At 72.0% G+C, this 17,667-nt stretch carries 14 protein-coding genes and 1 tRNA gene; 11 read left to right on the top strand and 4 right to left on the bottom strand.

Translation table 11 applies throughout. The features are described from left to right. Positions 1-131 precede the first annotated feature (131 nt). The 3 genes from ABZ953_RS02455 (at position 132) to ABZ953_RS02445 (ending at position 2,088) form a co-directional block, all read left to right on the top strand. Complete coding sequence (locus ABZ953_RS02455; RefSeq protein WP_361715333.1) at positions 132-1,598, top strand: MFS transporter; 1,467 nt, start codon at positions 132-134, stop codon at positions 1,596-1,598. 70 nt (positions 1,599-1,668) lie between these two features. Continuing rightward, complete coding sequence (locus ABZ953_RS02450; protein ID WP_361715330.1) at positions 1,669-1,851, top strand: hypothetical protein; 183 nt, start codon at positions 1,669-1,671, stop codon at positions 1,849-1,851. A gap of 3 nt (positions 1,852-1,854) precedes the next feature. Then, complete coding sequence (locus ABZ953_RS02445) at positions 1,855-2,088, top strand: hypothetical protein (RefSeq protein ID WP_016643127.1); 234 nt, start codon at positions 1,855-1,857, stop codon at positions 2,086-2,088. Here ABZ953_RS02445 and ABZ953_RS02440 read toward each other — a convergent pair. Next, positions 2,057-3,274, bottom strand: coding sequence for a glycosyltransferase 87 family protein (locus ABZ953_RS02440; RefSeq protein ID WP_361715327.1), 1,218 nt, complete (start codon positions 3,272-3,274; stop codon positions 2,057-2,059). The genes ABZ953_RS02445 and ABZ953_RS02440 overlap by 32 nt on opposite strands. Before the next feature lie 121 nt (positions 3,275-3,395). Here ABZ953_RS02440 and ABZ953_RS02435 point away from each other — a divergent pair. Beyond that, positions 3,396-3,468: transfer RNA gene (locus tag ABZ953_RS02435), tRNA-Ala, on the top strand. 79 nt (positions 3,469-3,547) lie between these two features. On the opposite strand, the gene ABZ953_RS02430 is transcribed toward ABZ953_RS02435, so the two are convergent. After that, positions 3,548-5,140, bottom strand: a complete 1,593-nt coding sequence (locus tag ABZ953_RS02430; protein ID WP_361715324.1) for an NADH-ubiquinone oxidoreductase-F iron-sulfur binding region domain-containing protein — start codon at positions 5,138-5,140, stop codon at positions 3,548-3,550. Further along, positions 5,137-6,207, bottom strand: a complete 1,071-nt coding sequence (locus ABZ953_RS02425; protein WP_361715321.1) for a hypothetical protein — start codon at positions 6,205-6,207, stop codon at positions 5,137-5,139. Before ABZ953_RS02425 ends, ABZ953_RS02430 begins: the two co-directional genes overlap by 4 nt. Before the next feature lie 397 nt (positions 6,208-6,604). On the opposite strand from ABZ953_RS02425, the gene leuS reads away from it, so the two are divergent. The 6 genes from leuS to ABZ953_RS02395 all read left to right on the top strand — a co-directional run bounded on the left by leuS (position 6,605) and on the right by ABZ953_RS02395 (position 16,266). Further along, positions 6,605-9,505, top strand: coding sequence for a leucine--tRNA ligase (leuS, locus tag ABZ953_RS02420; RefSeq protein ID WP_361715318.1), 2,901 nt, complete (start codon positions 6,605-6,607; stop codon positions 9,503-9,505). Between the two features lie 128 nt (positions 9,506-9,633). After that, positions 9,634-10,332 carry a hypothetical protein gene (locus tag ABZ953_RS02415; protein ID WP_361715315.1) on the top strand — a complete coding sequence of 233 codons (699 nt, stop codon included), beginning with the start codon at positions 9,634-9,636 and terminating at the stop codon, positions 10,330-10,332. A gap of 107 nt (positions 10,333-10,439) precedes the next feature. Further along, positions 10,440-11,285 carry a DegV family protein gene (locus ABZ953_RS02410; protein WP_361715312.1) on the top strand — a complete coding sequence of 282 codons (846 nt, stop codon included), beginning with the start codon at positions 10,440-10,442 and terminating at the stop codon, positions 11,283-11,285. Between the two features lie 133 nt (positions 11,286-11,418). Then, complete coding sequence (locus ABZ953_RS02405; RefSeq protein ID WP_361715309.1) at positions 11,419-12,567, top strand: ComEA family DNA-binding protein; 1,149 nt, start codon at positions 11,419-11,421, stop codon at positions 12,565-12,567. Then, complete coding sequence (locus ABZ953_RS02400; RefSeq protein WP_361715306.1) at positions 12,564-15,188, top strand: ComEC/Rec2 family competence protein; 2,625 nt, start codon at positions 12,564-12,566, stop codon at positions 15,186-15,188. Before ABZ953_RS02405 ends, ABZ953_RS02400 begins: the two co-directional genes overlap by 4 nt. Before the next feature lie 196 nt (positions 15,189-15,384). Further along, positions 15,385-16,266 (top strand): YceI family protein, encoded by an 882-nt coding sequence (locus ABZ953_RS02395; protein WP_361715677.1) that lies wholly within the window; start codon positions 15,385-15,387, stop codon positions 16,264-16,266. A gap of 32 nt (positions 16,267-16,298) precedes the next feature. On the opposite strand, the gene ABZ953_RS02390 is transcribed toward ABZ953_RS02395, so the two are convergent. Next, a complete protein-coding gene (locus ABZ953_RS02390; protein WP_361715674.1) occupies positions 16,299-16,544 on the bottom strand; it encodes a hypothetical protein in 246 nt (81 codons plus the stop codon). Between the two features lie 101 nt (positions 16,545-16,645). Here ABZ953_RS02390 and holA point away from each other — a divergent pair, with 101 nt between their 5' ends. Further along, entirely contained in the window at positions 16,646-17,632 is a 987-nt protein-coding gene (holA, locus tag ABZ953_RS02385) for a DNA polymerase III subunit delta (protein ID WP_361715303.1), read from the top strand. Positions 17,633-17,667 lie beyond the last annotated feature (35 nt).

Here is a 17,667-nt window from a genome sequence, read left to right as displayed (position 1 = left end):
ATCCCGTGTGCGGTCGTCATCGTCGTCACGTCCCCCATCGTCCGCGCCCGCCGAGGCCACTGACAGGTGCTGTCAGTACCAGCATCGGCGGGCTCTCGTTACCCGTACCGGATCGGCCGCACGCTCATGGCATGACAACGACCACCTCGTCCGCCCCTGCGGGTTCAACTCCCGTGTCCAGTAAAGCGCCCGGCACTGACAACCGGCCCGGGCGGCTGCTCGCCATCGTGCTTGCCGCCCAGTTCATGGCCCTGCTCGACGTCTTCATCGTCAATGTCGCGGCGCCCACCATCCGCGGCGAACTGCACGCCTCCGGCGCCGGATTGCAGCTGGTGATCGCCGGTTACACCATCACGTACGCCGTGCTCCTGATCACCGGCGCACGGCTCGGCGACCGCCTCGGGCACCGCCGGATCTACCTCGCAGGGCTCACGGTCTTCACCGCTGCCTCGCTGGCTTGTGGACTCGCGCGGGGAACGGGCGAGTTGATCGGTTTCCGGCTGCTGCAGGGGGCGGGCTCCGCTGTCCTCATCCCGCAGGTGCTCAGCCTGATCCAGCGCAACTTCGCGGGCGAGGCGAGGACCAGGGCCCTCGGTGCGTACGCGGCGATCCTCGCGATCGGCGCCGCCGCCGGACAGGTGCTCGGCGGGGTACTCGTCAGCGCCGACCTGTTCGGCACCGGGTGGCGTCCGGTGTTCCTGGTCAACGTGCCGGTCGGGGTGGTGCTCCTGATCATGGCGGTGCGCGTGCTGCCGCGCGACGACGACAGGGAGCGGGCGGCGGGCCGGGCGCGCGGGCTCGACCTGCCCGGCCTTGTGCTGCTCGGCGCCGCCGTATCGCTCTGCACCGTGCCGCTGGTCCTCGGGGAGCAGGAGGGCTGGCCGCTGTGGTCCTGGCTCTCGCTCGCCGCGGCCGCGGTCTGCTTCGCGCTCTTCTGCGCGTACGAGTCCCGGCTCGCCCGGCGGGGCGGGGCGCCGCTGATCGCGCCGCGGGTCCTGCGGACGCCGGGCATGGGCCTCGCGATCTTCCGGATCGCCGCCGTGATGGCCGTGAACGCGGGCTTCCTGTTCGCGCTCACCCTGCACATCCAGGGTGGGCTCGGATACAGCCCGCTGCGGGCCGGTCTGACCTTCGCGCCGACGGCTGTGGTCTTCGGCGCGGTCGGCCTGACCTGGCGACGCTGGCCGCAGGCGGCCCAACGGGCGCTGATCCCGGTCGGCTTCGCGCTGACCGCCGTGTCGACGACCGCCGTGGGGCTGCTGCTGCGGGACGGCGGCGACGGCGGGCTCTGGCTCTACGCGGCCTTCACCGGCGTGGGCGCGGGGCTCTCCCTGGGCTTCAGCCCGACCCTCACCCGGGCGCTCGCCACGGTGCGCGCCGAGGACGCGGCCGACGCCAGCGGCCTGCTCGCGACGGTCACCCAGCTCGGTCAGTTGACCGGCGTCGCCTGCTTCGGTGCGCTTTTCCTGAACCGGCTTGAGTCGCAGGGGGCTCCCGGGGCGTATACATCCGGAGGCGCGCTCTTGGTGTGCACCTGTGCGCTGGCTGCCGTGGCCGCGCTCGGGGCCGTGTCCGGACTGGTACGAATGCGTCGCTGACCGGGTCGCTCAGAGCGTGGCAGAATCGGACGGCCGGAAGGAGACGCAGCCCGACGGGAGGGAGAGCGCGATGCCTGCGAGCATCTTCGAAGAGGCCGACCGCCTCTCCGAAGCGGCGGCCGTACGAGAACGAGCCGCTCTCCGCACGCTCTTCAACTGCCCTTCCTGCGGCTCGGCCCATGTCGCCCAAGTACTCGGTGACAACGGCGGAGTCTCGTACGTGTGTACCGCCTGCGGCCACAGCTGGAGCTGATCGATGGGGGCACACAGGCGAAAGTGCGACTGGTGCGGCAGTGGCACGCCGATCGTCCGCGACATGGAACCGGTCAACCCGGACTACCAGTACTGGTGCGAGGAATGCGCACGGGCGCTGATCATAAAGGGCGACCCCATCGAGACGTACCGCGAGCTCGAAGGGGAGCCGATCTACGGCCGGCTGCTGGACGAGCACTGCACGCTCAAACGGTTCTACTCGTTCGCGACCGCGTGAGCGCGACCAGAAGAAATACGAAAGCGGTCACTACGTAGAGGGCTGACAGCGTCATCTGGCCATAATTCTGGGCGAGTTCCAGCCGCCCCGTGCCGTGCGGCACCCACCACACGGCGTACGAGCAGAAGACCAGGTACGCCGCCCCGGCGACCGCCCACCGCGCCCGGCCGCCCCTGCGCGCCGCCTCCACCCCCAGAAGCAGCACCATCGGCACGCACCACACCCAGTGGTGCGACCACGACACCGGGCTCACCAGGAGTGCCGTCGCCGCGCAGGAGAGCGCGGCCCAGGCCCGCTCCCCGCGCAGTGCGGCGACCACCGCGACCCCGAGGCCGAGCGCCCCGGCCGCGGCGGCGGCCAGGGCCCAGCGGGCCCCGGGGTCCCCGGTGTGCAGCCCCCGGGCGAGGACGCCGCGCAGCGACTGGTTCGAGGTGTCCTCGGCGAACCCGATCCGGCTCGCCTCGAAGACCATCCGGGTCCAGAATCGCCACGAGTCGTACGGCAGGACGGCGGCCGCGAGGAGCGTCGCGCCGGCGAACGAAGCGGCCGCCACGCACGCGTGCCGCACCATCGGCCGCCACGGCCCGCGCCGCAGCGCTTCGGCGGCCCCGGCAAGCAGCAGGAACACCGCGAAGAGCGCGGGCGTGAGCTTGATCGCCGTCGCGACGCCGATGCCCACGCCCGCCCAGCGGTGACCGGGGCGCCGGGACAGGTCCCACAGGACGAGGACGGCGAGCAGCAGATTGATCTGCCCGTAGCGCAGTGTCGTCCACACCGGTTCGCACCAGACGGCGAGGGCGGCCACCCACAGGGCACCCGCCACGCGCGTGTGCCGCTCGCCGTGGATCAGCCGCAGGGAGAGGTGCGCGAGGCCGACCAGGAGCAGCAGGTTCCCCAGCGTCGCGAGGGTGCGCATGTCCGCCGTGGTCAGGAGCGTCAGCGGGGTGAACAGGAGCGCGGCGAACGGCGGGTAGGTGGTGGGCAGGTGGGCCTCGGTGGCGCGCAGCGCGTAGAGGTCACCGCCCGCGCGCACGGTCGCCCCCTCGGCCCGGTAGACCATCACGTCGATCATCGAGACGTCTGCGGCGCGCTGGGCGAGCCAGAAGGCCGTGAAGGAGAACAGGCAGGCTCCGGCGGCCAGCGGTACGCGGCGGCGGGCGGTGGCGGCGAACACGATCACGGTCACGGGGGCAGACAGTACCGGCCGTATCGGGCTGTAACGGTGCAGACCGGAATCGATTTGGTGGAGCACGGGGATGACCGTGTAATGTTGGCGAAGCCGCCGGGGAAACCGGGCGGACAGGCAAGGGGCTATAGCTCAGTTGGTAGAGCGCCTGCATGGCATGCAGGAGGTCAGGAGTTCAATTCTCCTTAGCTCCACAGGATATGAGCGGGCCACCCGGATCGGGTGGCCCGCTCTTTCTTTGTCACGCCCTTTGTCACGCCCTTCTTCCGTCCTTCACTGCCTGCCGCTCCCGAGCGCCCTGCGCCGTCGGCCCGGCGGAAGCGCCACAGGCAGCCCGGGGATGCCCGGCGGCTTCGCCCTCGACGGCTCCTCGATGCGCAGTGCGAGCGCGGGACAGCGGCGTACGGCGCGTGCGGCACGCGCTTCGGAGTAGCGCGGTACGGAGGCTTCCGCGACCGAAGGGAAGCCGTCCGGGCCCAGCTGGATCAGTTCAGGGACGATGTCCGCGCACAGCCCGTGGCCCTGGCAGAGCGTCCAGTCGACGGCCAGTTTGCGGCCGCTGGGTGCCTCGGCCGGGGGCACGTCCTCCTGGAGGGGCAGCACGCCCTCCACGGGACGGCCGCAGCCACCGCCCAGGACGTGCGCCGCGAGGTCGTCCGTGAACGTCGAGATCGTCGACTCCAGGAAGGCCGCCGAGCCGTCCGGGTGCTTGCACGCCCCGCGCCGCTTCACGGCCCGGGTCACCTCGCGCAACGCTTCCAGAGCGGTCGGCCCGCCGCCCTGGAGGACGTCCGCGAGACCACGGGCCGCCGCGGGGAGCCCCAGGTAGCAGGGGCCGCACTGCCCGGAGCTCTCGGCGGCCAGCCAGTTCGCGACGCGCAGCGACTCGCCGAGCGGACACGTGCCCTCGCCGATCGGCAGGACGGCGCCCGCGCCGAGCGCGCCCCCGCAGGCGTCCAGGGAGGCGCGGGAGACGACCGCGTCGTGTGCCGTGACGGTGTCGAGCCACTTGCCGTGATAGCCGCCCGTGAGCACGCCCTGAGGGAGCGCCGGTGCGCCGGCGAGCTGGAGGACGTACCGCAGCGGCACCCCGGTGGGCACCTCGACCACCATCGGCCGGGCGACCGCTCCGGAGAGGGTCAGCAGGACTGTGCCGGGTTCCTCGCGCAGGCCGGTGCGGCAGTAGCGGTCGGCGCCGGTCCGGGCGGCGACGGCGAGCTGGGCGAAGGTCTCCGCGTTGGACAGCAGGGTCGGGGCGCCGCCCACTCCGGAGTCGGACGTGCGCGCCTTGCGCCCCGGTGGCAGCGGAGGACCGCCGTCGGCCGAGCGAACGAGGGCGGAGGACTCCCCGGTGACCATGCGCACCGGATTGCGCTGCACGCGCGCGCGAAGGGCCGGTCCGCGCCGGTCGCCGAGGCCGCGCTCGGCCAGCGCGGTGCGCATCGAGGCCTCAGTGGAATCGCGCGTCACGCCGATGACGAGGGTGCGCGCCCCGAGGGCCTCGGCGGCGAGCAGGGCGCCGTCCAGGATGAGGTGCGGGGCGCGGTTAATCAGGACGGTGTCCTTGCGGCAGGCGGGCTCGTCCTCGCTGCCGTTGACGACGACCACGGGGCGCACTCCGCGTCGTATCGCCGCGTCGGCGACGGCCCGCAGCTTCCGCGCGAAGGGGAAGCCCGCGCCGCCCCGGCCGCGCAGCACGATCTGCTCGGCGAGTCGGGCGAGCTGTTCGCCCGCCATGGGTTCCAGGGGGCCGTGCACCTTCAGGTGCATGGCGAGATCGAGGCGTTCGACGAGGTCGAAGCCGGAGGTGAGCAGAGGCAGGCCGACGACGCGGACTTCGGGGACGTCGGGCAGCGGCGCGTTCACGGGTGGCCTCCGGTGGCGGCGTTCCAGGGCTCGCCCGAGCTGGGGGCCTGAAAGGGCCGGGGCAGCGGCTCGGTGGCGGGGCCACTGTCGTACGCGGGGTCGTGGACGGGCTGGGGAGTCGTGTCGTACGTGGGCGGGGGCGCGACGTAGGGGGACTCGACGGGTGGTGGCGGGCAGGGGGCGGGCCAGCGGACGTCGGGTTCGGCGCGGGGCGGGGGAACGGGGGCGGTGGGCGTCAGCGCGCGGTAGGCCGCCGAGATGCCGGGCAGTGGAGCGGAGGCCGTGTCCCGCGCGGCAGGTCGCTCCTGGGGCGGGGCGTCGGGCGCCGGTTCGAGCAGGGCCAGGATCCGTGCGGCGACCTTCCGCTTGACGGGGAGCGGCGCCGCGCGCAGCGTGACGGCCCCGGCGACGGCGACCAGGCAGAGGCAGTACAGCGCGACCACCCACGGCTTCGGCTCGCGGCCCGCGTACAGGCCGTGGACCAGCGCCGAGCACCAGGCGGGGTAAGCCAGCATGTGCAGCGCCCGCCAGCGTGACGCGATCCGCGCGGGAGAGGCGAAGGCACTACGCAGAGCGCCGGTGACACCGGTGACGATCATGAGGAGGCCCGCGAGGGAGCCCAGGCCGATGAGTCCGGCGCTGCCGGTGACACCGAGTCCGAACGGCATCAGGGCGCCGAACAGCGACACGTGATCCAGGGCGACCTTGACGGTGCCGTGCAGTAGCAGGAAGCCGATCGCGAAGACCGCGGTGGCCCGGTGCACGGCCTGGGCGAGCAGGCGCTGGCGCGAGTGGAGGAAGATCCGGTCGGTGGCGACCAGGCCCCAGACGACGGCGGCGGTGAGCGAGACCAGGGACAGGACACCGGCGGTGAAGTCCAGCGCCGCCCGTAGTCCGTCGCTGCCCGCGAAGACGAGCAGGGGTATCAGGAGCAGGGCTCCGGCGCTCAGGGCCCGCGACGGCGGGACGGGGGGCCGGGTGGACGGACGTGGAGAAGGGCGGGCTGACGAACGTGGAGACGATCGGGGGAGGGAACGGCTCTTGCGGTGCGGGTGCAGAGGGTTCATGGGGGCGGCTCCGAAGTGGTTCGGTCCCGCCGCATGCTAAGTCGCCCCATACCGGTGGGTACGAGGTTTGAGTTATTGCGTTGTTATCAAAGCGCGATCCGATCTTGGTGTTGCCCCGATAGAGGGTGGTACGCGGAGTAACCCTTGGCCAAAGGATGGGGGCGGAGCGCCTCGCGTGGTGCAAGGGAAAGCTCGTCGCGGGCCGCGCGGGCGCTGCGGTACCCTGACGCCATGCGTGCCGTACGCCTTCTGCTTAGCGGGCCGCGCTGATCAGTCCCGACCGCCGCTGAACCGCGGTCGGAATCGGCGCGGCGTCCCCTCCTGTGCGAGGGGCATTTTTGTTTGGCCAGCACGGTCAATTCCGCAGGCAGAGACGATCGATGGAGCTTTGAGGATCATGAGCGAGACGAATTCTGCTGCCGCCTCCGAGGTGGCCGCGCCGCACCGCTATACGGCCGCTCTGGCCGCTGATATCGAGGCACGCTGGCAGGACTTCTGGGACGCCGAAGGCACCTACGAGGCGCCGAACCCGAGCGGTGACATGGCCCCGAGGAACGAGGCGGAGGCCGCGCTGGTGGCCAAGCCCAAGAAGTTCATCATGGACATGTTTCCGTACCCCTCCGGAGCGGGCCTGCACGTCGGCCACCCCCTGGGGTACATCGCCACGGACGTCTTCGCGCGCTTCCAGCGCATGACCGGCCACAACGTCCTGCACACCCTGGGCTTCGACGCCTTCGGCCTGCCCGCGGAGCAATACGCCGTGCAGACGGGCACCCACCCGCGGGTCTCCACCGAGGCCAACATCGAGAACATGAAGTCCCAGCTGCGCGCGCTGGGCCTGGGCCACGACAAGCGGCGCTCGTTCGCGACGATCGACCCCGAGTACCACAAGTGGACCCAGTGGATCTTCGTCCAGATCTTCAACTCCTGGTACGACGCCGACACGGCGAAGGCCCGTCCGATCGCCGACCTGGTCGCGCAGTTCGAGAGCGGTGACCGCGCCGTACCGGACTCCACGCGCGCGTGGAGCGAGCTGGACACCGCGGAGCGCGCGGACGTGCTGAGCGGGTACCGCCTGGCCTACGCCTCCGACGCCCCCGTCAACTGGTGCCCCGGCCTGGGCACCGTCCTGGCCAACGAGGAAGTCACCGCCGACGGCCGCTCCGAGCGCGGCAACTTCCCCGTCTTCAAGGCCAAGCTGCGCCAGTGGAACATGCGCATCACCGCGTACGCCGACCGCCTGCTCGACGACCTGGACGCGCTGGACTGGCCCGAGGCCATCAAGCTGCAGCAGCGCAACTGGATCGGCCGCTCCGAAGGCGCCCGCGTGAGCTTCCCCGTGGGCATCGAGGGCGACGCGATCACCGTCTTCACCACCCGCCAGGACACCCTGTTCGGCGCGACCTACATGGTCCTGGCCCCCGAGCACGACCTGGTCGACAAGGTGGTGCCGGAGGCCTGGCCCGAGGGCACCCACGAGACGTGGACCGGCGGCCACGCCACCCCGGCCGAGGCCGTCGCCAAGTACCGCGCCTTCGCCGCTTCAAAGTCCGACGTGGAGCGCCAGGCCGACGCCAAGGAGAAGACCGGCGTCTTCACCGGCGTCTACGCCACCAACCCGGTCAGCGGCGAGCAGGTCCCCGTCTTCATCGCCGACTACGTACTGATGGGTTACGGCACCGGCGCGATCATGGCCGTCCCCGCGCACGACAGCCGCGACTTCGCGTTCGCACGCGCCTTCAACCTGCCGATGCGCTGCGTGGTCGAGCCCTCCGACGGCCGCGGCACCGACACCCGGACGTGGGACGAGGCCTTCTCCTCCTACGAGGCGAAGCTGATCAACTCGTCGAACCCGGAGATCTCGCTGGACGGCATGGATGTCGAGGGCGCCAAGGCCCGCATCACCGGCTGGCTGGCCACCCGCGGCATCGGCGAGGGCACCGTCAACTTCCGCCTGCGCGACTGGCTGTTCAGCCGCCAGCGCTACTGGGGCGAGCCCTTCCCGATCGTCTACGACGAGGACGGCATCGCCCACGCGCTGCCCGAGTCGATGCTGCCCCTGGAGCTGCCGGAGGTCGACGACTACTCGCCGCGGACCTTCGAGCCGGACGACGCGGACACCTCTCCGGAGACGCCGCTGTCCCGCAACGAGGACTGGGTCAACGTCACGCTGGACCTGGGCGACGGCCCCAAGCAGTACCGCCGCGAGACCAACACCATGCCCAACTGGGCGGGTTCGTGCTGGTACGAGCTGCGCTACCTGGACCCGCGCAACGACGAGCAGCTGGTCGACCCCGCCGTCGAGCAGTACTGGATGGGGCCGCGCGAGGGGCAGCCGACCGGCGGCGTCGACCTGTACGTGGGCGGCGCCGAGCACGCGGTGCTGCACCTGCTGTACGCGCGCTTCTGGTCGAAGGTCCTGTTCGACCTGGGCCACATCTCGTCGGCCGAGCCGTTCCACAAGCTGTACAACCAGGGCATGATCCAGGCCTACGTCTACCGGGACAGCCGCGGCTTCCCGGTGCCGGCCACCGAGGTCGAGGAGCGCGACGGAAAGTTCTTCTTCGAGGGCGAGCCGGTCAAGCGCGAGCTGGGCAAGATGGGCAAGTCCCTGAAGAACGCCGTCACGCCGGACGAGATCTGCGAAGAGTACGGCGCGGACACCCTGCGCCTGTACGAGATGGCGATGGGCCCCCTGGACGTCTCACGGCCCTGGGACACGCGCGCGGTCGTCGGCCAGTACCGCCTGCTGCAGCGGCTGTGGCGCCTGATCGTCGACGAGTCGACCGGTGAGGTCACCGTCACGGACGTCGCCGAGGCCGACGCAGACGAGAGCACCCTGCGCGCCCTGCACAAGGCGATCGACGGCGTCCGCCAGGACCTGGACGGCATGCGGTTCAACACCGCCATCGCCAAGATCACCGAGCTGAACAACCACCTGACGAAGGTGGCCGGCCCGGTGCCGAGGTCCGTCGCGGAGCGCCTGGTGCTGCTGATCGCGCCGCTGGCCCCGCACATCGCCGAGGAGCTGTGGCGCAAGCTGGGCCACACCGACTCGGTCGTCCACCGGGACTTCCCGGTCGCCGACCCGGCGTACGTCGTGGACGAGTCCGTGACCTGTGTCGTGCAGATCAAGGGCAAGGTCAAGGCGCGCCTGGAGGTCTCGCCGTCGATCTCCGACGCCGAGCTGGAGAAGGTGGCGCTGGCCGACGAGAAGGTCGTCGCCGCGCTGGACGGTGCCGGGATCCGCAAGGTGATCGTGCGGGCGCCGAAGCTGGTGAACATCGTTCCCGCGTAACCGTCGGACAGCCGCATAGGGGTCTTCCCCTACGGGCAGGTTGGGGGTTCCGCTGGAACCCCTGGCCTGCCTTCTCCGTTTACGGTGGAAGAAGTCACTGGAACGGACGGGATGCGGAGAGGAGCGTCATGGAAGCCGTGGGCGCAATCGTGGCGCTGCTGGTCGTGCTGTTCTTGGTGCTCGGGGTGTACGCGACGGTGAAGGTCGTCCGCGCCGCCAAGCGAGGCGTGGACCGCACCATCTCGGAAGCCCGCAGAACGGTGGAGGACACCACACTGCGGGCGAAGAGCTTCGGCCAGTTCGGCACGGCAGCGGAACTGGCCCAGCTGCGGCTCTCGTTGCGCTCGTCCATGCGCGCCACCCAGGACGTCCTGCACGCGGGCGCCGCCGAGGACGCCTCCCTGAAGGAGACGCTGAGTCTCTTCGACCGGCTCAGCGCCCATGGGCACGAGCTGGACGACGAGCTCCGGCGCCTGGAGCGCGACCCGGACAAGGCCGCTCTGGCCGCGCGCCTCCCCGATCTGCGGGAGCGCACGACGCAGATCACCAAGGCGGCCGACTCGCTGCGCTGGTCCGCGCGCGACCGGGCCCGCCGTTTCGCGGGCGACGACCTGGACTCGCTGAGCACCCAGATCGACATGGAGGCGGGCGCCCTGCGGCACTGGACGACGGAGCCGTCACCCGCGCAGACCCCGCCCACCTGGCCCGAGCCGTCCGCAGCCGACCGCGAGGCGGCCCAGGAGCCGACGCGGCCCGCGATCACCCCGCCCACCGCGAGGGCCGCGTATCCGTGGGAGAAGAAGACCAAGCCAGAGAGCACGACCTGATCCGGCCGGTGGCACCGGACACTTCCCCGGAACGGGGCGCTTTCCCGGAACGGGGTCGACAGAGGCCGGGCTGCCACCCGGCGGAACAGACAGGTAATCTCCAGCTCATGTCCCGCCATGTCGCGATCGTCACGGATTCAACGGCCTACCTGCCGCAGCGGACGATGGAGCGGCACGGCATCACCGCGGTGCCTCTGACCGTGGTCCTTGGGGACCAGGCGCTGGAGGAGGGCACCGAGATCTCGGCCCGCTCACTCGCGCTCGCGCTGCAGAAGCGGAAGTCGGTGACCACGTCCCGGCCCAGCCCCGCGGTCTTCGCGCAGGCCTACCGCGAGGCCGTGGACGCGGGTGCCACGGACATCGTCTCGCTGCACCTGTCCGCCGAGTTCTCCGGTACATACGACGCCGCGGTCCTCGCCGCGAAGGAGGCGCCGGTGCCGGTACGGGTGGTGGACACCGGCATGGTCGCGATGGCTCTCGGCTTCTGCGCCCTGGAGGCGGCTCAGGCCGTGGAGGCGGGCGACTCCGTGGAGGAGGCGGTGGCGGCCGCGGAGAAGCGGGCCGCCGGTACGTCCGCTTACTTCTACGTCGACACCCTCGACTATCTGCGCAGGGGCGGCCGCATCGGCGCCGCGCAGGCGCTGCTCGGCTCCGCGCTCGCGGTGAAGCCGCTCCTGAAGCTGGACGGCGGCCGTATCGACATGCTGGAGAAGGTGCGGACGGCGTCGAAGGCGATCGCTCGTCTTGAGGAGATCGTGATCGAGCGGGCCGGCACCGGCCGGGTCGACATCGCCGTGCACCACCTCGCGGCGCCGGAGCGGGCGGAGGTGCTCGCCGACCGGCTCAGGGAGCGGGTGCCCGGCCTCGCAGAGCTGCATGTCAGCGAGGTCGGCGCGGTGATCGGGGCGCACACGGGGCCGGGGTTGCTGGGAGCTGTGGTCTCACCTCGGTGAGGTGCCGGGTCAGGGAGGTGTCGGGCCGAGCCTGTACCTCGTGTGGGTGACGAAGTTATCCACAACTGCCGGGTAATCCACGGGAATTGACCAAGATCAACAACTTTGGCCGCCGGTGCCTAACGTCGTCGGCATGGCGCTTCGATCACTTTCCCGGACACCTTCCGCTACGAGTGGCCCCGGTCGCGGGCCCGCGTCCGACGGCCGCATGAGCCACCGCGAGGCCCGCGGGCGGGCACGGCGCAGACGCGCTTCGGCGAGGGCGGAGGCGGGGGCAGGGGCGGAGGCGGGGGCAGAGTCGGTACGGCTGCGGGCGGAGAGGCTGTTCGTCGAGCCGGGCTCGCCGCGGTTGGGTGTGGCGGCAGCCGATGCGGTGCTGGTGCACGACGAAGTGGGTGTGGAGGGGCCCGCCCCAGCCACACATCCGGACGCGGATGCGGATGCGGATGCAGATCCGGATGCGGGTGCGGCGGTGCAACCGGAGCTGCCCTCGCGGCGGGAGCGGGTCGGACTCGCGGTGCGGGACCGATTGCCGTTGTGGCTGCATACGCGGTGCGGTCTCGAACGGCGCGGCGTAACCGCGCTGGCCGTGGTCCTCCTCGTCGCCGCGGTCTTCGCCGCTCAGCACTTCTGGACGGGGAGGGCTCAGCCCGTGCGGCCGCCCGACGTGGTGCGTGAGGCGGGCTCCGCCGCTGAGCGGGGCGCGGAGCCCGCTCCCTCGCCGGGGCCTTCGGCGCGGGCGGGGGAGCAGGGAGATCCGGTCGGCGCGGCGGCCGGTGGCGGGGCTGCGACCAAGATCGTCGTGGACGTCAGCGGCAAGGTCCGTCACCCGGGGGTGTGTCGGCTGCCTGCCGGATCGCGGGTGGCGGACGCCCTGCGGGCAGCCGGTGGGGTCCGACCCGGCACGGAGACGGACGGCCTCAATCGCGCGCGGTTCCTGGTGGACGGCGAACAGGTCGTCGTGGGCGGCCCCGCGACAGCGGCCGGGGTCGGCGGAGGGGGTGCCGGGGCGGGCGCCGGGTCGGCAGGGGTTGCGGGAGGCGCAGGAGGTGCAGCGGTTGCGGGAGGTGCAGGAGGAGCTCCCGCCACCGGCCCGATCGGGCTGAACACGGCGACGGCCGAGCAACTCGACGAACTGCCGGGTGTCGGCCCCGTGTTGGCCCAGCACATCCTCGACTACCGCGCCGAGCACGGTGGTTTCCGCTCGGTGGAGGAGCTCCGTGAGGTCAATGGAATCGGTGACCGGCGCTTCGCCGACCTGCAAGATCTCGTACGGCCATGACGCGCGCGGCGGTTCACCTCGCGTCGGGCCACCGTCTGGGCGCCTCACACCCTCGGCAGGAGGGCCCTGCCGACCTACGGCTGGTGCCGCCCGCCCTCGCGGCGTGGGCCGCGGCCGCGCTGATGTTGGACGCCCCGGCCCGGTGGGTGGTCATCACCGTGGCTGGGTGTGTGCTGGTGGCCGGAGTCTTGCTGGTGACGTGGACGACCCGCGGGCGGGGGCCTGGTGGGCGGCGATGGAGTCGGCTTTCGGCGGCGGGGGTACTGCTCTGCGTGGCCGGGGCGGCGGGCTCGGCGGCGCTGCACGGGGCGGATCTGCGCCGCGGGCCGGTCCCGGGGCTGGCGAGTGAATTCGCGCAGGTGCAGGCCGAGTTGGAGATCACCTCCGACCCTCGGCGCACCCGGCCCCGGGTCGCCGGTGCGCACTCGATGCCGCCCGCCGTCGTCCTGGACGCCGAGGTGGTCCGCGTCACGGAGGCGGATGGTACGTCGACGGTGACGCGCACCCCGGTCCTGGTCGTGGTGCGGGGAGGGGCTTGGGGCAGCCGAGGCGCCAAGGCGGGGGATCAGAGTGCTGCCGGGCCCGATGGCGCCTGGCTCAGGCTGTTGCCGTCGACGCGGCTGCGGGTGCAAGCCCGTCTGGCCCCGCCGTTGCCGGAACGGGGCAGGTCGGCCGCGGTGCTCAGGGTGTCCGGGGAGCGGACACCGCACGTGGTCGGGGCGCCGTCCGATACGCAGCGGCTGGCCGGGAGGCTGAGGGACGGCCTGCGGGCGGCCACGGACGGGTTGCCGACCGACGCCCGGGCGCTCATCCCCGGTCTCGTCATCGGGGACATCTCGCGAGTGCCGGCCGAACTGGACCAGGCTTTCCGGGCGACCGACCTCACGCATTTGCTCGCTGTCAGCGGGGCGAATCTCACGATCGTGCTCGTCCTGCTCATCGGACCGCAGGGCAGCGCCCAACAAGTCGAACGGCGCGGTTTGGCACCCAGGTTGGGCATTTCGCTCCGTACGACGGCGCTGCTCGGCGGGGTGCTCACGCTCGGGTTCGTCATCGTTTGCAGGCCCGACCCGAGCGTGCTGCGGGCCGCGGCCTGCGGATTGATCGTGCTCCTCGCCCTCGCCACCGGCAGGCGCAGATCCCTCATCCCGGCGCTGGCCACGGCGGTCCTGCTGCTGGTCCTGTACGACCCGTGGCTGGCCCGGAGTTACGGCTTCGCGCTCTCCGTCCTCGCCACCGGGGCGCTGCTCACCCTCGCGCCGCGGTGGGGCGTTGCGCTGCGAGGGCGGGGCGTGCCGCCGCGGTTGGCCGACGCGCTGGCCGCCGCGGCCGCCGCACAGGTGGTGTGTGCGCCGGTCGTCGCCGTCCTGGCGGCCCGGGTGAGTCTGGTCGCGGTGCCGTGCAATCTCGTGGCGGAGTTCGCCGTCGCGCCTGCCACCGTGCTCGGTTTCGCGGCGCTGGCCGCGGCGCCGGTCGCGATGCCCGTGGCCCAAGGGCTGGCGTGGGGCGCGAGTTGGCCCGCCGGGTGGATCGCGGAGGTCGCCCGCACGGGGGCGGCGCTGCCAGGGAGCGGGGTCGACTGGCCGGACGGCTGGGGCGGCGGCTTCTTGCTCGCGCTCGTCACGGTGGCCGTGGCCCTGGTGGGACGCAGGCTCGTGCGGCATCCGTGGCTGACCGGGGCGTGTGCTGTCCTGCTCATCCTGGTGGTCGTTCAGCCCCCGTCCGTCACGCGGGTGATCGCGGGCTGGCCGCCTCCGGGGTGGCGTCTGGTGGTGTGCGATGTCGGGCAGGGCGACGCCATGGTGCTTGCCGCGGGTGACGGGGCGGGGGTGGTGGTCGATGCGGGGCCCGACCCGGTGGCGGTCGACCGCTGCTTGCGTTCGCTGGGGATCGCGCGTGTGCCCCTGCTCCTGCTCACCCACTTTCACGCCGACCATGTCGCGGGGCTGCCGGGGGTGTTGCGGGGGCGGGAGGTGGGGGTCATCCAGACGACGGGGTTCCAGGAGCCGCAGGGGCAGGCCGAGTTCGTGCGGGAGCAGGCGGCGGCCGCGCGGGTTCCGGTGACCCGGGCCGAGGCGGGGGAACGGCGCAGGGCGGGCCCGCTGGAGTGGCAGGTGCTGTGGCCACTGGGACCGTCACCGGGCCCGGCAGGGCAGGCAGCTCCACCAGGGCAAGCAGGACCACCAGGCTCACCAAAGCCGCCCGGATCGACCACCGCACCCGTGCCGCGACCCGAGGGGCCGAACGATGCGAGTGTGGCCCTGCTCGTGCGGACGGGTGGCCTGACCCTCTTGCTGCTCGGGGACCTCGAACCGCCTGCTCAGCGGGCTCTTCTTCGGACCCCGGCAGCCGCTGCGCTCGCCTCCGTGGATGTGCTCAAGGTGGCCCATCACGGCTCGGCCCAGCAGGATCCGGGGCTCTTGCGCAAGGTGGCCCCGCGGCTGGCGCTCATTTCATGCGGGGCCGACAACTCGTACGGGCACCCCTCGCCCGTCACGCTCGCGGCGCTGCGGGCCGGGGGAGCGGAAGTGGTGCGTACGGACACGAAGGGGGCGATCGCGGTGGTGGCAGCGGGGCGGCGATCGGCGCCACGGCTCGAAGTGGCCACCCGGCCGCCTTGACGCCCGCACCGGGCTCCCGGCCACCGCTGCCGGTACCCCTACTGCTGAGCAATTCGGGCTACTCGCGACACTTCCAGCGCATCGCCAGCATTCCCGTGATCTGGGCCCGTGTTGCGCCTAAAGCCGCAACGGTGATCGAATGCCTATTCGTTGCAGTTTGCAGGCGTTGTCAAGTATCGCGGGGATGTGTCGCAGGGTGTTCGGCCGTTGGCTGGGAAACCGTATGAATCGGGCCGGACGGACGGGGCCCTTGTCGGCGCTCACGGTTCCGTCGAGTGCGGGAGTGCTCAGCTGCCGGGTGCTCGACCCGGTCAATGAACCCGTGCGGAACGCGGAGTTCGCGGTCAGTGACGCCATGGGGCGCAAGATCGTGAGTGGGGGCACGGACCCCTATGGCTCGTTCGTCACGGCGGTACCGGCCGGGGACTACCGGCTCGCGGTCTCCGCGGAGGGGTTCACCCCGTACCGGGCGAGCGCCACGGTCGGGGAGAACGCGCACGCCTCGGTCGGTGACGTCATGCTCCAGGTCGCCCAGCCCCCGGCGCTGCCCGAGCCCGGCGACTGGGAGATCGACCCCCTGCACTCCTCGGTCGGCTTCACGGCGCGCCACATCGGGCTCGCGCGTATCCGCGGCCGGTTCAACACCTTCGCGGGCGCGATACGGATGGGTGAGCGGATGGAGGACTCCGCGATGCACGTCGTCATCGACGCGGCCTCCATTGACACGGCGGTCGCGATGCGCGACGACCATCTGCGTTCCGGTGACTTCCTCGATGTGGAGCGCTTCCCCACGATGGAGTTCTACAGCGACCGCTTCGTGCACAAGGGCGGTAGCCGCTGGGCGATATCCGGCGGTCTGACGCTGCACGGGGTGACGCGCACGGTCACGCTCGACACGGAGTATCTCGGGGTCGGCAAGGGGCTACAGGGCGAGACCCGCGTCGCCTGCCGTGCCAGCACCGAGCTGCACCGCGACGACTTCACGATCACGTGGCAGACGATGCTCGCGCGCGGCATCGCGGCCGTCGGACACAGCATCACGATCGACCTCGACATCCAGGTCATCCCCAAGGGCTGACCCCCACCGACCGCCACCGGCGGCGGCGTAGGTCAAGGGGCTTCCAGCCAGCCCTCGTGCTCGGCCGCGAGGGCGTCGAGCGCGGTCGGGTCGAGGCGGGACTCGGGGTCCTCGACCACGACCAGCCACTGGGCGTCCTCGGCGTCGTCCTCACCGGCCAGCGCGTCCCGTACGAGCTGCGGCTCCTCGGCCACGCCGAAACGGTCGGGGAGCTCTTCCGCCACCACCTCGGCGGCGTCGCGGTCGGGCAGGACGAGGACATGTCGTACGTCGGTCACGTCGGTCACGGGTCCATTCTCCGATATGGGACGGGAAGGGGGACGTACGGGGCGGGCCGTGCGGGGCGGGCTGTCAGTGCCGCGTGGGATGCTGGTCCGCGATGGCCAGGAAGACAGCAAACGACGATCCGCTCGCTCCCCTCACGCTCGCCGTGGGGCAGGAGGACCTGCTCCTCGACCGTGCCGTGCAGCAGGTGGTCGCGGCCGCCCGCGCGGCCGACGCGGACACGGACGTGCGCGACCTCACCTCCGATCAGCTGCAGCCCGGCACGCTCGTCGAGCTGACCAGCCCGTCGCTCTTCGCCGAGCGCAAGGTCGTCGTCGTACGGAACGCGCAGGATCTGTCGGCGGACACGATCAAGGACGTCAAGGCGTATCTCGGGTCGCCCGCCGAGGAGATCACCCTCGTTCTGCTGCACGCGGGCGGCGCCAAGGGCAAGGGCCTGCTCGACGCCGCGCGCAAGGCGGGGGCCCGCGAGGTCGCCTGCCCGAAGATGACCAAGCCCGCGGACCGGCTCTCGTTCGTGCGGAGCGAGTTCCGGGTCCTTGGCCGGTCGGCGACCCCCGAGGCGTGCCAGGCGCTGGTGGACTCCATCGGCAGCGATCTGCGGGAGCTCGCCTCCGCGGTCTCCCAGCTGGCGGCGGACGTGGAGGGCACGATCGACGAAGAGGTCGTCGGGCGGTACTACACGGGCCGGGCGGAGGCCTCCAGTTTTGCCGTGGCCGACCGGGCCGTGGAGGGGCGGGCGGCCGAGGCGCTCGAAGCGTTGCGCTGGTCGCTGTCGACCGGTGTCGCCCCCGTCATGATCACCAGCGCCCTCGCGCAGGGTGTCCGGGCGATCGGCAAGCTCTCCTCCGCGCGCGGTGGGCGTCCCGCCGACCTCGCCCGTGAGCTGGGCATGCCGCCCTGGAAGATCGACCGTGTGCGGCAGCAGATGCGTGGCTGGACCCCGGACGGGGTGGCTGCCGCGCTGACCGCGGTCGCGGCGGCTGACGCGGGCGTCAAGGGGGGCGGCGACGATCCCGAGTACGCGCTGGAGAAGGCGGTCGTGGCCATCGCCCGTGCGGCGCGGTCGCGGCGGGGGTAGACGCGGGGCGCTCCGCGGGCAGTAGCGATTTCGGC

Origin of the sequence: Streptomyces sp. NPDC046465 (assembly GCF_040646035.1) — a bacterium.
Lineage (GTDB): Bacteria > Actinomycetota > Actinomycetes > Streptomycetales > Streptomycetaceae > Streptomyces.
Note: the sequence above shows the minus strand (reverse complement) of the source record. Positions and strands in the feature narration are given on the sequence as shown.

Excerpts from the sequence above, each read along its gene's own strand:
- ABZ953_RS02455 (WP_361715333.1), top strand. The coding sequence starts at position 132 with ATGACAACGACCACCTCGTCCGCCCCTGCGGGTTCAACTCCCGTGTCC.
- ABZ953_RS02450 (WP_361715330.1), top strand. The coding sequence starts at position 1,669 with ATGCCTGCGAGCATCTTCGAAGAGGCCGACCGCCTCTCCGAAGCGGCG.
- ABZ953_RS02445 (WP_016643127.1), top strand. The coding sequence starts at position 1,855 with ATGGGGGCACACAGGCGAAAGTGCGACTGGTGCGGCAGTGGCACGCCG.
- ABZ953_RS02425 (WP_361715321.1), bottom strand. The coding sequence starts at position 6,207 with ATGAACCCTCTGCACCCGCACCGCAAGAGCCGTTCCCTCCCCCGATCG.
- leuS (WP_361715318.1), top strand. The coding sequence starts at position 6,605 with ATGAGCGAGACGAATTCTGCTGCCGCCTCCGAGGTGGCCGCGCCGCAC.
- ABZ953_RS02415 (WP_361715315.1), top strand. The coding sequence starts at position 9,634 with ATGGAAGCCGTGGGCGCAATCGTGGCGCTGCTGGTCGTGCTGTTCTTG.
- ABZ953_RS02410 (WP_361715312.1), top strand. The coding sequence starts at position 10,440 with ATGTCCCGCCATGTCGCGATCGTCACGGATTCAACGGCCTACCTGCCG.
- ABZ953_RS02405 (WP_361715309.1), top strand. The coding sequence starts at position 11,419 with ATGGCGCTTCGATCACTTTCCCGGACACCTTCCGCTACGAGTGGCCCC.
- ABZ953_RS02400 (WP_361715306.1), top strand. The coding sequence starts at position 12,564 with ATGACGCGCGCGGCGGTTCACCTCGCGTCGGGCCACCGTCTGGGCGCC.
- holA (WP_361715303.1), top strand. The coding sequence starts at position 16,646 with ATGGCCAGGAAGACAGCAAACGACGATCCGCTCGCTCCCCTCACGCTC.